12 protein-coding genes are annotated in these 14,094 nt (G+C 71.2%); 6 read left to right on the forward strand and 6 right to left on the reverse strand.

The window, feature by feature from the left end; all coding sequences use genetic code 11:
- The first annotated feature begins 64 nt into the window (after positions 1 to 64).
- Positions 65 to 1,438: an MFS transporter gene (locus tag ACWGO6_RS17910; RefSeq protein ID WP_452327518.1), complete on the forward strand. Its 1,374-nt coding sequence runs from the start codon at positions 65 to 67 to the stop codon at positions 1,436 to 1,438.
- Between the two features lie 24 nt (positions 1,439 to 1,462).
- Here ACWGO6_RS17910 and ACWGO6_RS17915 read toward each other — a convergent pair whose 3' ends face one another.
- Entirely contained in the window at positions 1,463 to 1,681 is a 219-nt protein-coding gene (locus tag ACWGO6_RS17915) for an SCO4848 family membrane protein (protein ID WP_136041732.1), read from the reverse strand.
- A gap of 69 nt (positions 1,682 to 1,750) precedes the next feature.
- Here ACWGO6_RS17915 and ACWGO6_RS17920 point away from each other — a divergent pair, with 69 nt between their 5' ends.
- The 4 genes from ACWGO6_RS17920 (at position 1,751) to ACWGO6_RS17935 (ending at position 7,438) form a co-directional block, all read left to right on the forward strand.
- The gene (locus ACWGO6_RS17920) at positions 1,751 to 2,431 is read left to right on the forward strand and encodes an RNA polymerase sigma factor (protein ID WP_452327519.1); all 681 of its coding nucleotides are present in this window, start codon (positions 1,751 to 1,753) and stop codon (positions 2,429 to 2,431) included.
- Entirely contained in the window at positions 2,428 to 2,883 is a 456-nt protein-coding gene (locus tag ACWGO6_RS17925) for a hypothetical protein (protein ID WP_136041731.1), read from the forward strand. Before ACWGO6_RS17920 ends, ACWGO6_RS17925 begins: the two co-directional genes overlap by 4 nt.
- Positions 2,884 to 2,939: 56 nt before the next feature.
- A complete protein-coding gene (locus ACWGO6_RS17930; RefSeq protein ID WP_452327520.1) occupies positions 2,940 to 4,505 on the forward strand; it encodes a S8 family peptidase in 1,566 nt (521 codons plus the stop codon).
- A gap of 482 nt (positions 4,506 to 4,987) precedes the next feature.
- The gene (locus tag ACWGO6_RS17935) at positions 4,988 to 7,438 is read left to right on the forward strand and encodes a CHAT domain-containing protein (RefSeq protein ID WP_452327521.1); all 2,451 of its coding nucleotides are present in this window, start codon (positions 4,988 to 4,990) and stop codon (positions 7,436 to 7,438) included.
- A gap of 427 nt (positions 7,439 to 7,865) precedes the next feature.
- On the opposite strand, the gene ACWGO6_RS17940 is transcribed toward ACWGO6_RS17935, so the two are convergent.
- The 5 genes from ACWGO6_RS17940 to ACWGO6_RS17960 are packed head-to-tail and all read right to left on the reverse strand — an operon-like array spanning position 7,866 to position 12,335.
- Positions 7,866 to 8,642 (reverse strand): DeoR/GlpR family DNA-binding transcription regulator, encoded by a 777-nt coding sequence (locus ACWGO6_RS17940; RefSeq protein ID WP_452327527.1) that lies wholly within the window; start codon positions 8,640 to 8,642, stop codon positions 7,866 to 7,868.
- Entirely contained in the window at positions 8,642 to 9,484 is an 843-nt protein-coding gene (locus ACWGO6_RS17945; protein WP_452327522.1) for a class II fructose-bisphosphate aldolase, read from the reverse strand. The genes ACWGO6_RS17940 and ACWGO6_RS17945 overlap by 1 nt, the downstream gene beginning before the upstream one ends.
- Positions 9,481 to 10,425 carry a 1-phosphofructokinase family hexose kinase gene (locus ACWGO6_RS17950; protein WP_452327523.1) on the reverse strand — a complete coding sequence of 315 codons (945 nt, stop codon included), beginning with the start codon at positions 10,423 to 10,425 and terminating at the stop codon, positions 9,481 to 9,483. The genes ACWGO6_RS17945 and ACWGO6_RS17950 overlap by 4 nt, the downstream gene beginning before the upstream one ends.
- Entirely contained in the window at positions 10,422 to 11,414 is a 993-nt protein-coding gene (locus ACWGO6_RS17955; RefSeq protein WP_452327524.1) for an ROK family protein, read from the reverse strand. The genes ACWGO6_RS17950 and ACWGO6_RS17955 overlap by 4 nt, the downstream gene beginning before the upstream one ends.
- Positions 11,415 to 11,438: 24 nt before the next feature.
- Entirely contained in the window at positions 11,439 to 12,335 is an 897-nt protein-coding gene (locus tag ACWGO6_RS17960; protein WP_452327525.1) for an SIS domain-containing protein, read from the reverse strand.
- A 326-nt stretch (positions 12,336 to 12,661) separates the two neighbouring features.
- On the opposite strand from ACWGO6_RS17960, the gene ACWGO6_RS17965 reads away from it, so the two are divergent.
- Positions 12,662 to 13,906, forward strand: a complete 1,245-nt coding sequence (locus ACWGO6_RS17965) for an extracellular solute-binding protein (protein ID WP_136041725.1) — start codon at positions 12,662 to 12,664, stop codon at positions 13,904 to 13,906.
- Positions 13,907 to 14,094 lie beyond the last annotated feature (188 nt).

Consider the following 14,094-nt stretch of genomic DNA (forward strand, 5'->3'; position numbering starts at 1 on the left):
TACCCGCACCCGAAATTGCGCAATAGAACTTGCGCAATTGTTCTTGCGCATTTACTCTCGACTCATGACCACCGTCACCCAGCCGCACCGCCTGTGGCGCAACACGCGATACCTCACCTGGCTCGTCAGCGACACGAGCAAAGGCCTCGCGGCCGCCCTGTTCGGGTTCGCGATCCCGCTGCTCGCGCTCATCGTGACGAACGACCCCGCACAGGCCGGCATCATCGGCGCCGCGGGAATGGTCGCCCGCCTGCTCATGACCCTCGCCGGCGGAGTGCTCGCCGACCGCCACCGCCGCATCGCCCTGATGCTGCTCGGATCTCTCATCGGGATCGTGCTGGCGGGGGCGTTCACCCTGCTCGCGCTCGGCGATGCGATGACCTTCGGAACCCTTCTCGTGATCGACGTGCTCCTCGCCGCACGCAGCGGACTGTTCGACGTCGCCGGCGAGAGCGCGATCAAAGAGATCGTGCCCGACGACGCCATGGGGCGCGCGCAGGCGGCGAACCAGGGGAGGGATGCCGCGCTCCAGCTCGCGGGAGGACCGCTCGGGGGTCTGCTCCTGGGGTTCGGCGGCTGGGCGGTCGGTGTGGTCATGACGCTCTGCCACGCGATCGCCGCCCTGACCGCCTGGATGCTGGGGCGCCAGGCGCGCCGCGCGGGAGTGGTCGACACCGGAGCCGCCGGCGAAAACGCAGACGACACAGACGACCCGCGGCGCGTTGGGGCTGAACACGCCGTCGCCCCGACGGATGACCTGGGTTTCGGCGCCCCAGCTGCCGCGCCGACGAAGCCGAACGCCTGGGCGGAGCTGCGCGAGGCGTTCGGCTGGCTGCTCTCCCGGCCCGACCTCGGCGGAGTCCTGCTCATCACCACGGTCGTGAACCTGGGATTCAATGCCGCGATCACCACCGTCATCTATGCGCTCCAGCAGGACGGCCACTCCGAGCTCCTGATCGGCACCCTGAGCGCATCGATCGGGGCGGTGATGCTCGTGGGCGCCGTGTGCGCACCCCTGCTCGTCCCTCGCATCAAGGCCGGGGTCCTGACGATCGTGGGGCTGTCGGTCGCCGCGGTCGGGGTGATCCTGCTCACGACGGTCACGTCGCCCTGGGCCATCGCCGTGGTGCTCGGCGCCTCGGTGCTCCTCGTGCCCGCCCTCAACGCCGGGATGATGGGCTACTTCATGGTCGCGACGCCGACGCACCTGCTCGGCCGCGCCAACAGTGCCGCCGGTGTGCTCGGCATGGGGGCGATGCCGCTCGCGCCCCTCATCGCCGGCTTCGGTCTCGCATGGATCGGCCGCGAGTGGACGCTGCTGCTCTGCGCCGCGCTGTGCCTCGCATCCGTGGCTCTGGCTGTGAGCAACCGCGCGCTGCGCGCACTCCCCGTCGAGTCGAAGTGGGCCGCGCACGCGAAGCAGTTCGAGTCGGCCTGACCCGCATCCGCGAGCGGTGCGTCGCTAGAGGGCTCCGGTCAGCGCGGCGATGCCGGCGAGTGCCGAGACCAGCGCGAGCACCAGGGCGATCGCGATGAGGATCGCGTGCACCTTGAGGAACGTCGTGGGCTTGCCGTTCTCGTCGCGCGCACGCGGATCGTCGGCCACACGCTTGTAGAACCGCGGCCAGACGAGGGCGTTGAAGGCGGCGTTGAGGAAGAGCAGCACGGAGAGGGCGATCACCCCTCAACGCTATCGAGACCCACCCCCGCGTCCGACCGCGTATCAGCCGCGGAATTCTTGGATGAAGTCATGTATCAGAAACCTCTTGCCGTGCTCCTGGTAGATGTGATCACAATGGGCTTCATGATCGACGGTGCACCCGGCGCCGCTCTCGATCCTGCCTCGGACGACGGGCGCGCACGCTGGGAGCGCGCCGCGGGTCTGTTCGACGCATGGCGCGAGGGAGACGGCCGCGCGATGGACGAGCTCGTACGGCTCATGACCCCCGTGCTCTGGCACGTGGTGCGCGCGTACGGACTCGAACGCACGCTCGCCGAAGACGTGGTGCAGACCACGTGGCTGCAGCTCGTCCGCGGCCACGGCTCGATCAGCGACCACCGGGCCGTATCGGCCTGGCTCACGACCACCGCCCGCCGTGAGGCCTGGAAGGTCGCGAAAGCGCACGGCAAGGTCGACACCACCGTGGACGACGACCTCGACGCCCTTCTTCCCGAGCAGGCTTCGGCGGAGGAGCACGCGACGCTGGGCGACGAGAACCGCCGGCTGTGGACGGCCGTGCGCCTCCTCAACGAACGCTGCCAGAAGCTCCTGCGCGTGATCGCCTTCGAAGACCGACCCGACTACGCCCGGCTGGCCGCCGACCTCGCGATGCCGATCGGGAGCATCGGCCCGACGCGCAACCGCTGCCTGGCCAAGCTGCGCGCGCTGCTGGACGCACCGCCGACCGCCCAGGCAGGAGGACTCGCATGAGCGCGCACGACGACGCCGAGATGTTCGCACGACTCCGCACGCTGTGGAGCGAGGTCGACCCCGTGCCTGCGGGCTTGATCGACCGCATGGTCGCCGCCGTCGCCGCCGACGGGCTGAACCGCGAGTATGCGCTGCTCACCCTCGTCGAGGGGCAGCTCGGCGCCGTGCGGGGCGAGGCGGATGCGCTCACCCTGCAGTTCAGCGACGGCACGACCAGCATCCTGCTGCATGTGACGACCACCGCATCCGGCCGCCGCCGCGTCGACGGCTGGGTCGACACCGGCGCCGCGGAGGTGTTCCTCACCCAGGGCGAGAAGACGATCTCCACCTCACCGGAGGAGACCGGACGCTTCGCGTTCGACGAGGTGCCACCCGGTCTCACGCGCGTGCGCCTGACGACCGCGATCGGGGACGAGACGCGCACGCTCGCGACCCCGCAGTTCGAGCTGTGACCACGGGCACCGCCCGTCGATAAAGCCGCGGGGCGACCCGCACCGAGAGGATGACGATGGAGCAGCCCAAGGGATGGACCTGGCAGGACCGCGCGGAGGGATCGATCCGCAGGGGAACGGCCCTCGACCCGAGCACGGAGCCCGTGGACGGCATCCGCGCCTTTCCCACCGCCTATCTGCCCGAGCGGCTCCTGATCACCCGAACGCTCGGCGATCAGGAGGCGTACGACCGTGAACTGCGCACGCTGCGCGACGCGGCCGATACGTTCGGGTGGCTGCTGGAGACCGAGGACGGAGCGCGTGAGATCGGTGACGGGGAGCTCGTGCCGGGCGTCGTGGGATTCCAGCGCCTGCGGCTGACCACCACGGACGAGCCCGTGCGCGGGGAGTCGCCGATCTCCCCCGACGCATGGCGGGTGCTCCAGCGCGCCCGGCGCATGTCGCGCTCGACCATGCCGCGGACCAGCCTCGACCACGTGTTGTCCATCGACCCGGTCGGACTCAACCCGTTCACCCGGACCAATCCCTTCACGCGGACCAACCCGTTCACCCGCACGAACCCGGTGCGCGGCGAGGGCGCCGCAGGCAGCGACGACTACCTCGAGCCCGGACGGGGCGCGCGACAGCCGGTGACCTGGCTGGGACCGGCTCCCGTGCGGGGACCGGCTCCGAAGCGCGGGCGGCGGGCCGTCGTCGCGGTGCTCGACACGGGCTGCGGCGAACACGCCTGGCTTCCCGACGACATCGTCACCCGTCATGTCGACCTCGACGGCGTTCCGGTGGGCCTCACGGACGACGCCGATCCGGAGCGCTACCCCGACCTGTACGGGCAGCTCGACGGCGCGATCGATGCGGTCGCGGGCCACGGCACGTTCATCGCCGGGCTCGTCCGACAGACGGCTCCGGATGCCGACATCCTCTCGATCCGCGTGGCGGGCGCACTCGGTGTGGTCGACGAGAGCACCCTGCTCGACACGGTCGCGCAGGTCGTGATGCTGCTGATCCGCCACCGGGAGGACCCGACGACGGGCTTCCCGATCGACGTGCTGAACCTGTCGCTCAGCTACTACCACGAGACGCCGACCGACGGCATGTTCAGCCTCACCCTGCACCAGCTGCTGGCCAAGGCGCGCGAGCTCGGCTGCGTGGTCGTGTGCTCGGCGGGCAACGACGCCATCGATCGACCCTCGTTCCCGGCGTCGCTGTGGCCGTGGCCGGACTCGCACAACGGCATCCCGCACGACGACGGCACCCCGCTCGTGTCGGTCGGCGCGCTGAACCCCTCGGCGCAGTCGGTCGCCCTCTTCTCGAACGTGGGCCCGTGGGTGAAGACCTACGCGCCGGGCGCTGCCGTGGTGAGCACCTCGCCCGCGTTCGTCGGCGGCTCCCAGGCGGCCACACGTGCGGACGTCGACGGCATCCGCCGCGAGACGATCGATCCCGACGACTATCGGGGCGGGTTCGCGATCTGGAGCGGCACATCCTTCGCGGCGCCGTACGTCGCCGGACGCATCGCCGCGCAGCTCGGCACCGTGCCGGTCGCAGGCGCCACCCCGGATGCCGCGAAGAAGGCCGTCGCCGCCGTGCTGAAGTCGCTGCCGACTCCGGTCGACCCGGCCTGACCACCCCCGAGACGGACCGTCCGCACCGATACGGGCGGTCCGTCTTGGTGCGCGGCGCCCGGCCCCGTCCCGTCCCGTCCCGTCCCGTCCCGTCCCCGCACGTCCCCTCCCGCACTCGTCCCGGCCCGTCCCCTCCCGCCCGGTCCACTTGTCGGACCGATGCACACCCGTCGGACGGAACCTCGGCGTGTCACCCGACATCCGTGATTCCTCCCGACATCCGTGCACCCCGACCCGCCGGCTCCCGCCCAGTCCCGTCGCGTCCCCGCCCGGTCCGCCGGTCCACTTGTCGGACCGATGCACACCCGTCGGACGGAACCTCGGCGTGTCACCCGGCATCCGTGATTCCTCCCGACATCCGCACACCTTCCTCCCGACATCCGTGCGTAGGCCCACCCGGCGGACTCGCCGAAGGATGCCGCGGGCGCACGGCCTGCACCCGTGCTCTTCCGCGCAGCCGCGGGGCAGGGCATTCTGGACGGATGCCCCTGTCCGCCAACGAGCTGCATCGGCGCGGAGTCGAGGCGGCGAACGCGCGGCGGTTCACGCAGGCGCGGCGCACGCTCGACGCGGCATCCTCCCGCACCGAGGATCCCGATCTGCGCGCCCGCATCGACGGCACGTCCGCCTACGTGCTCGCTCAGACCGGGCAACCCGCGGCCGCCGAGCAGCTGTGCCGACACGCGCTCGGCCGCTCCGGGCTGCGCTCCGAAACGATCGCCGTGCTCAGCGGCCAGCTCGGCGTCCTCCTCATGCACGCCGGCACGTTGGCGGAGGCGGAGGTCGAGCTCAGCCGCGCCATCGACACGTTCACCGCCATCGGCGACGAGACCACCGAGCTCGCGAACTGCCTGATGAACCGCTCGGTCGTGCGGATGCAGCGGCGGGAGCTCGACACCTGCGTCGAAGATCTGCGGCGCGCGGTGGCCGTGTACGAGGCGAACGACGATCAGGAGCCGCTCGCCGAAGCGCGGCACAACCTGGGTTACGCGGCGCTGCTGGGCGGCGACCTCGTCACTGCGCTCACACTGATGACCCGCTCCCGTCCGACGCTCGCCGCGATCAGCGATCTGGCTGCTGCGATCAGCGACCTCGACCGCGCAGAGGTGCTTCGCGACGCCGGCCTCACCACCGAGGCGGAGGCCCTGCTGGGTCGGGTCGCCGCGGAGTTCGGCGCGCAGCGGATGCGACAGGCCAGGGGTGAAGCCGAGTTCCACCTCGCCCGCTCGCTGCTGCGGCATGATCCGGCTGCCGCCGAGCGCACCGCCCGCACGTCGGCACGACACTTCACCGCGCTCGGGAACCAGGGATGGGCGGCGCGTGCCGAAGCGGTGCGGCTCGAAGCGCGGCAGCGGGCGAAGCCGGACCAGCCGATCGACGCGCCCGCCTTCGCCCGCACCGCCAGGGCCCTCGACCACGCGGGGTTCCGCACCGAGGCCACCGGTCTGCGCCTGAGCGCGGGACGAGACGGGGCAGGGCGCCTCCCGCGACTCGACGACAGCGCTCCGACGCCGCTCCGCCTCCGCGCCCACGAGGTGCGAGCCGCGCGTGCCGCTGCACGGGGTCGGGACCGCGACGCGCTGCGGGCCGCCGCCGACGGACTCGAACTGCTCACCGCCTGGCAGCAGTCGTTCGGCGCCCTCGACCTGCAGGCCTCGGTCGCCATGCACGGAAGCGACCTGATGTACGCCGGTCTCTCCGCCGCTGCCCGCCTGCACGACTCGGCGACGCTGTTCGAGTGGTCGGAGCGCGCCCGGCACCTCAGCCAGCAGGTCGCTCCGGTGCGCCCTCCCCGCGACGACTCGCTGGCGGTCGATCTGGCGGAACTGCGGATGCTGCGCGCCGAGCTCGCGGGCGCGGACTGGACCACGGATGCTCGTGTGCGCGCCCTGCGCGACCGGGTGCGCGAGCGGCAGTGGGCCGCGACGGGTTCGGGCGGCACCCGTGAGCGGTTGGGGCTCGCCGAGGCGACGGCACTGCTCGATCCCGACACCGCCGTCCTGTCATACGTCTTCACCGGCTCCGCGCTGCACGCCGTCGCGGTGACGTCGTCGGGGGCCACGGTCGCCGACCTGTCCTGGTCGCGGGTGCAGTCCGCACTCGACGGTCTGCGCGCCGATCTCGACATGGCCGCGCTCACCCGCGGCGGGCTGATGGGGGCCGTGACCGCACGCGCACTCGCCACACGCTTGGCACTGTTGGATGCCGAGCTGCTCGCGCCGCTGCTCTCGGCGGCACCGTCGGCACGTCGTCTGGCGATCACCGTGCCCGGAGCGCTCGGCGGGGTGCCGTGGGCGATGCTGCCGGGCATGGCCGGAGTCCCGTTCACGCTCGCGACGTCGGTCTCGCGACTGCTGGGCAGCGGGACCGTCGTCCGCGGACGCCCGTCAATGATCGGATTCGCCGCGGGGCCCCGCGTCCCCCGCGCCGGCGAAGAGGTGCGGCGGGCAGCGGATGCCTGGAGCGGCGGCGGCGTGGCGACGCGGATCCTCGACAGCGGTGAGGCGACGGTGGCGGCGGCCACCGACCTCGCGTCGAACAGCGACGTGCTGCACATCGCCGCGCACGGCAGGCACGCGGTGGACAACCCGCTGTTCTCGGGATTCGAGCTCGCCGACGGCATCCTCTTCGGCTACGACGTCGACCTGATCCCGCGCGTCCCGGCGACCGTGATCCTCTCGGCGTGCGAGCTCGGGCGTTCCTCGGTGCGGTGGGGCGAGGAGGCGCTCGGGATGACGCGGGTGTGGCTGCACGCGGGCGCCGACTGCGTGATCGCCGCTCCGGTGGCCGTGCCCGATGAGGTGGCGGCGGAGCTGCTGAGCGCCGTGCACATCGGGCTCTCCGAAGGCGCGACCCCCGCCGTGGCGCTCGCCCGGGCCACCGTCGACACCGGCCTCAGCGCGCCGTTCCAGTGCCACGGTGACGGGTTCTGACCTTTTCCTCCATTCGGTGTATCAGAACGGGTGCCGCACGCTCCTGTTCTTCGGAAGGTGCCATGCGAAGGGCCTCGAAGGGTTGAGGCGCGAGGGAGGCGCAGTCGGATCTGGGGAATCATGCGCGCTGGGGAGCGTGAATACGACACGGACACCATCTGCTCGAGGGTGTCGCGGCCTGCAGCCGCGGCGCTCTCAGAGGGCCTCGACGTTCTGGGGACGTCGGGGCCCTTGGGGTGTCCGGGGTCAGGACTGCAGCACCTCGGCGCGCGGTCGGGGAGGACCCGTTTCGAAGGAGATCTCGCGGAATGAAGGATCGGATGCTCGAATCGGTCCTTCAGAACGTGAGAACTCCTTCAGGCTGTGCGTCGGCAGGGCAGGTCAAGCGCCGGGCGCCTGCGCCTGCGCCTGCGAGCGGACGGATCCCTCAGGCCACGAGCACGGAGTAGCCGGCGGCGCGGAGGGCGGCGAGCGCCTCGGCATCCGCTCCGGCATCCGTGATCACGGTCGGGAAGAGGTCGACGCCGCCGACCGCCGAGAACGCCTCGACCCCGAGCTTGCTGCCGTCGGTGACCACGACCGCGCGCCGGGCGCGTTCGGCCATCATGCGGTTCACTGCGGCCTCGCGCTCGTCCTGAGTGGTGGCGCCCGCGGCGGCATCCATCCCGTTCACGCCGATGAACGCGATGTCGAGCCGCACCCCGCGCAGCAGCTGTTCGACGAACGGGCCGACGAGCTCGTAGCTGCGGGAGTGGATGACTCCGCCGGTGACGACGACCTTGATATCGGGTCGCGTGGCGAGCTGCGCCGCGATGTTCACGGCATTCGTGACCACGGTGATGCCGCCATTGCCGGACAGGTCGTCGCGGGCGGCGAGGGCCGCGGCGATCGCGGTGGTGGTCGTGCCGCCGGACAGCCCGACCACCATGCCGGGGGCGACCAGGCCCGCCGCGGTCTGCGCGATGTTGGCTTTCTCGTGGGTGCGCAGGTGGCTCTTGTAGCGGATCGGCAGCTCGTAGGCGACGGCCTGCGCCACCGCACCGCCGTGCGTGCGGGTGAGCAGCCGCTGCTCGGCGAGCGAGTCGAGGTCGCGGCGGGTCGTGGCCGACGAGGCGCCGAACTGCTCCACCAGGTCTTCCACCGTGACCTCGCCGCTCGTGGCCAGGAGGTCGAGGATCGCGTTCAGCCGCGCCGCCCGCTTCATCATGCTCCCTGCAGGGCGAACAACCGCAGCATGCGGGCAGCCTCGGCGGCCAGAGCGTCACGCGCGGGTGCCAGATACTTCCGCGAGTCGACGAGCCGCTCGTCCGCATCCAGCTTCTCGCGCACCGCCCGGGTGAAGAACCCGTTGAGGTGCGTGGAGACGTTGATCTTGGTCATCCCCGCGCGCACGGCGTCGGCGATCACGGCATCCGCCACCCCCGAGGATCCGTGCAGCACGAGGGGGACGGGCAGGGCTGCATGCAGGCGCGCGATCAGGTCGAGGTCGAGCGACGCCGTGCGATCGGTCATGGCGTGAGACGAGCCCACCGCCACCGCGAGTGCATCGACACCCGTGGCCGCGACGAACGCCCGCGCCTCGTCGGGGTCGGTGCGCACACCCGGCGCATGGGCTCCGTCCTTGCCGCCCACCTCGCCCAGCTCCCCCTCGACGTAGACCCCGCCCGCATGCGCCCGTGCTGCGACGGCCGCCGTGAGCGCCACGTTGTCGTCATAGGGCAGCGCTCCGCCGTCGAACATCACGGACCCGAAGCCCAGCTCGATGGCCTCGTCGACCAGCTCGGGCCGTTCGGCATGGTCGAGGTGCACGGCGACCGGCATCTCCGCGCGTCGTGCCACCGCGAGCGTGGCCAGAGCGATCGGCTCGAGCCCACCGTGATAGTCGGCGCAGTTCTGCGAGATCTGCAGGATCACGGGGAGCTCGGCAAGCGCGGCTGCGCGCACCAGCCCCTCGGCGGTCTCGAGGTGGATCACGTTGAACGCGCCGATCCCGGTGCCGGCGGCGGATGCCGCGGAGACGAGGTCGCGAGCGGAGACGAGGGTCACGAAGGGTCCTTCCGGAACGATTCGGGGGCGGGATGCGAGACGAGCAGCTGCTGTTCGAGTGCGCGCCAGCGCGGGGAGATGTCGCCGGCGAGCGGGGTGAGGACCGCGGCCGCGGACCAGGCTGTGGCGCGACGGAGGATCTGCTCGGGGTCGCGCTCGCCCGCCGCATACAGCGCGGCACACGCGGCCACCCCGGCATCCCCGGCGCCGGTCGGATTGCCGGCGAGAGGTTCGTCGAGCCGAGCGTGCACGAGGTCGGACGCGGTGACGGCGAGCATGCCGTCGGCCCCCAGCGAGAGCAGCACGAGCTCGGCGCCGCGGGCGATCAGCGCACGGGCACCCTCGACGGGGTCGGCGATGCCGGTGGCTTCGACGAGTTCGGCCGCGTTGGGCTTCAGGACGTCGGCGCCGGCATCCGCCGCACGCAGGAGCGCGGGTCCCGAGGTGTCGGCGATCACGGGGACTCCGGCATCCTTCCCCACCGCGATGAGCATGGGGAGGAGCGATTCCGGGGCGCCGGGTGGCACACTGCCGGACACGACGAGGACACTCGCAGCCGGCAGCCGTTCGACGACCTCGGCGAGGAGGTCCGCCCACTCGCTGTCGCTCGGGTTGACGCCGCGCTCGTTGATGATCGTCGTGTCCCCGGCGGACTCGTCGACCACGGCGATGCTGCGCCGGGTCTCGGCGGCCACCGGCACGAGGGCGTGCGGCACGCCACTGGCACCGAGCTCGGCGGCGAACTCCTCGCCGACGCGCCCACCCATCGTGGTGACCGCGAGCACATCCGCGCCTTCCGCGTATGCCACGCGGGCGACGTTGAGGCCCTTGCCCCCGGCGCGTGCGACTCCGGCATCCGCCCGGTGCGTGCCGCCCTCGCGGAGCCGATCCACGTGCCAGGTCAGGTCGAGCGCGGGGTTGGGGGTGACGGTCAGGATCACGTGAGCTCCCTCGCTCGCAGGGCGGCACCGAGCAGGCCGGCGTTGCCGGAGAGCTCGGCGGGGACGAGCACGGGGATGCGGTGAAAGCTGAGCCGGGCCGCGAGGCGCGCGCGCAACTCGTCGAAGAGGGCTCCTCCAGCGCGGGACAGGCCGCCGCCGATGACCACAGCCTGAGGCGCGACGACCGCGGTGAGCTGCGCGAGCGACATCGTGAGGGCGTCGAGCGCCGAGTTCCAGATCTCTGCCGCCACCTCGTCTCCGGCCGCCGCGCGGGCGATCACGTCCTTGGCCCCGTCGGGTGCGACGCCGGTCGCCTCGCGGTAGCGCCGCGCGATGGCCCCCGCGGATGCCACGGCCTCCAGGCAGCCGCGCGCGCCGCAGGGGCAGATCGGCCCGTCGGCGATGGGCGAGTGCCCGATCTCGCCCGCGTACCCGCCTGCCGTGTACGGCACTCCGCCCACCAGCAGGGCGCCGGCGATGCCCGTGCCGATCACGAGCACGACGGCATCGGCGTAGTCGCGGGCGCCCCCGAGCCGACGCTCCGCCCAGCTCGCCACGCGGACATCGTGATCGAAAGCCACGGGAAGGCCCAGCCGCGCGGAGGCGAGATCACGCAGCGGTGAGTCATGCCAGCCGAGGTTGCTCGCGAACACGCCGAGGCCGGCATCCGCATCCACGATGCCCGGCACCACGAGACCGACCGCCTGCGGCACCACGTCGGGATGCGCGTCACGCAGTTCGGCCGCCAGCGCCTCGAGCCGCTCGAGCAGAACGTGCGTGCGGTCGCCCTCGACGACCGGCGTCGGTGTGCGACGGAGTCCGAGCGCGGTCCCCTCGGCGTCGAACAGCGCCGACTTGATGTCTGTTCCGCCCACGTCGAACGCCAGCACCGGCGCGCCCCGTCCGAGCGTGCGCACGTCGGAGAGCTTCTCTCCCGCCGCGTCGCGCTCGACGTCGGGAACGGCCGATGCCGCGTCAGGGTCGATCATCATCGGCTCCGGCAATGCGTGGGGTCATGCATCCAGGATGACGGATCGCGTGAGGTTGCGCGGCTGATCCGGGTCGAGCCCGCGCTCCACCGCGCGATCCAGCGCCGTACGGTGCAGGCGCACGAGGTCGGCGAGCGGGTCGATCGCGCGCTGCTCGAAACGGGCGCCGGTGGCGGCCACCTCGCCGGCGAGTCCTTCCGGAGCCTCGCCGAACTGCCACGTCACCCTGCCGGGCGCGGCGATGGCGATCGGACCGTGGCGGTAGTCCATCGACGGGTAGGCCTCGGTCCAGGACTGCGAGGACTCACGCAGCTTCAGAGCGGCCTCGTGGGCGAGACCGATCGTCCAGCCGCGCCCGAGGAACGTGTACTGCTCGGCGTCGCGCAGTTCGTCATCGCCGGGCTCTGCCAGCACGGCCTCGGCATCGGCGATGGCGGCGGTCAGGTCTTCGCCGAGCGACGCGCGGAACAGGGCGAGCGCCGTCGTGGCGAAACGCGTCTGCACCACGGACTTCTCGTCTGCGAACGGCAGCAGCACCGCGTCGTCGACGAGCGACACGAGCGGCGACGTCGGGTCGCCGATGACGCCGATGGTGCGGACGCGGCCCTTGACGCGGTCGACGAGCTCGAGCACCTCGCTGGTCGTGCCGGATCGCGTCAGCGCGACGACGGCGTCGTATCCGCGGTCGATGAACGCCTCCGAGGCCGCGAACGCATCGGTTTCGCCGTGCCCCGCGGACTCGCGGAGGGCGGCGTAGGACTGCGCCATGAACCACGACGTGCCGCAGCCGACGACCGCGACGCGCGCGCCCGTGGCCGGCAGCATGCCCTGCTCTGCCTTCAGTTCGGCGGCCCGTGCCCACATCTGCGGCTGGGAGTGGAGTTCCTCGCGCATGTACGCGCCGGGAAGTGATTCAGTCATCGAGGTGCCCTTCGTGCGATATGTTGCATACTTGTGATCGTTTGAAGCCGGAATCAATCATAGTATGGCGTCAAAGAAGAGCAACCCCCGGTTACTCTTGATTTGTTTGTTCCCCTGACAAATAATCGAGAAGTTCCAAACCCTCGTCGTCGATTCCGATCGTCGCCGAGAACCCCGAGCCCCGGCTTGAACGATCGCGGATGCCACCCGGCGAAACGATCACCACGCACCGTCGCGTGAGTTGTGCTTGCGACTGTGCACCACACCCCCTCCCGAAGCGGCCCGCCGCCGAGGGGCGGACACTCACAGTGAGGAATGCAATACACATGAAGAAGTCACTGCGGTTCGGCGCCGCCGCCATTGCGGCCGTCGCCACGCTCTCGCTCGCTTCGTGCGGGTTCGGCGGATCGTCCGGAGACGGCGGAGGCGAAGAGGGGTCGACGACCCTCGACCTCCTCGTCCCCAGCTACTCGGACGGCACCAAGGCGAACTGGGAGACGGTGATCAAGGGGTTCGAGAAGGCCAACCCCGACATCGACGTCAAGCTCGAGGTGCAGTCCTGGGACAACCTGGAGAAGGTCGTCTCCACCAAGATCCAGGCGGGGGAGGCTCCCGACATCTACAACGGCGGTCCGTTCGCGGGCTTCGTCGGCGACGAGCTGCTCTACCCGACCGAAGAGGTCGTCTCCGAGGAGACCTTCTCCGACTTCCAGGAGTCGTTCCTCAAGAACGCCGAGGTCGACGGCACCGCGTACGCGCTGCCCATGATCGCGTCGGCCCGCGCCCTGTTCGTCAACAACGCGCTGCTCGAGCAGGCCGGCGTCGAGGCACCGACCGACTGGGACTCGCTGCTGGATGCCGCGACCAAGGTGTCGGCACTCGGCGGCGGCGTGGCCGGCTACGGCATGCCGCTCGGATCCGAAGAGGCGCAGGCCGAGGCAGCCGTGTGGCTGTGGGGCGGCGGCGGATCGTTCGGCGACGAGTCCGAGATCACCATCGACACCCCGGAGAACCTCGTCGGGGCCGAGCAGATCAAGAAGATGATCGACGCCGGCGCGACCCAGGCCGACCCCGGTTCGACGCAGCGTTCGCCGCTGATGGACATCTTCATCCAGGGCAAGATCGGAATGCAGGTCGGCCTCCCGCCGACGGTCGGCCAGATCGCCGACGGCAACCCCGACCTGGACTACTCCATCGTCCCGATCCCGACGAAGGACGGCTCGCCCTTCACGCTCGGCGTCATGGACCAGCTGATGGCGTTCGAGAACGACGGCGACAAGCAGGACGCGATCACCAAGTTCTTCGACTACTACTACTCGGCGGACGTGTACGTGCCGTGGGTGCAGGCCGAGGGCTTCCTGCCCGTCACCAAGTCCGGGTCCGAGGCCCTGGCCGGCGAAGAGGCACTCAAGCCGTTCCTCGACGTGCTGCCCGACGCACAGTTCTACCCGTCGACGAACCCGAAGTGGTCCGCCGCCGACGGTGCGTTCAAGTCGCTGTTCGGTCAGCTCCAGACGAAGCCGGCACAGGACGTGCTGACCGAGATCCAGGCGCAGGTCGACGCGGGCTGAGCCCGCTGACGGAGAGGTTCGGGTACCCGAATGAGCCAGAAGACAGAGTCCTCGAACCTCGCGGGGGCGGCCCCCCCCCGCCCCCCCCCCCCCCCGAAGAACCCCGCAGCCCACCGCGGCAGGCCGGGCGGGAAGGACCACCACCCGGCGCGGCCCAGGATCGCCCCCCCCCACCAGCGCAACAAACG

This window comes from Microbacterium sp. NPDC055665 (assembly GCF_053618035.1).

Excerpts from the sequence above, each read along its gene's own strand:
- ACWGO6_RS17910 (WP_452327518.1), top strand. The coding sequence starts at position 65 with ATGACCACCGTCACCCAGCCGCACCGCCTGTGGCGCAACACGCGATAC.
- ACWGO6_RS17920 (WP_452327519.1), top strand. The coding sequence starts at position 1,751 with ATGTATCAGAAACCTCTTGCCGTGCTCCTGGTAGATGTGATCACAATG.
- ACWGO6_RS17925 (WP_136041731.1), top strand. The coding sequence starts at position 2,428 with ATGAGCGCGCACGACGACGCCGAGATGTTCGCACGACTCCGCACGCTG.
- ACWGO6_RS17930 (WP_452327520.1), top strand. The coding sequence starts at position 2,940 with ATGGAGCAGCCCAAGGGATGGACCTGGCAGGACCGCGCGGAGGGATCG.
- ACWGO6_RS17935 (WP_452327521.1), top strand. The coding sequence starts at position 4,988 with ATGCCCCTGTCCGCCAACGAGCTGCATCGGCGCGGAGTCGAGGCGGCG.
- ACWGO6_RS17940 (WP_452327527.1), bottom strand. The coding sequence starts at position 8,642 with ATGAAGCGGGCGGCGCGGCTGAACGCGATCCTCGACCTCCTGGCCACG.
- ACWGO6_RS17955 (WP_452327524.1), bottom strand. The coding sequence starts at position 11,414 with ATGATCGACCCTGACGCGGCATCGGCCGTTCCCGACGTCGAGCGCGAC.
- ACWGO6_RS17960 (WP_452327525.1), bottom strand. The coding sequence starts at position 12,335 with ATGACTGAATCACTTCCCGGCGCGTACATGCGCGAGGAACTCCACTCC.
- ACWGO6_RS17965 (WP_136041725.1), top strand. The coding sequence starts at position 12,662 with ATGAAGAAGTCACTGCGGTTCGGCGCCGCCGCCATTGCGGCCGTCGCC.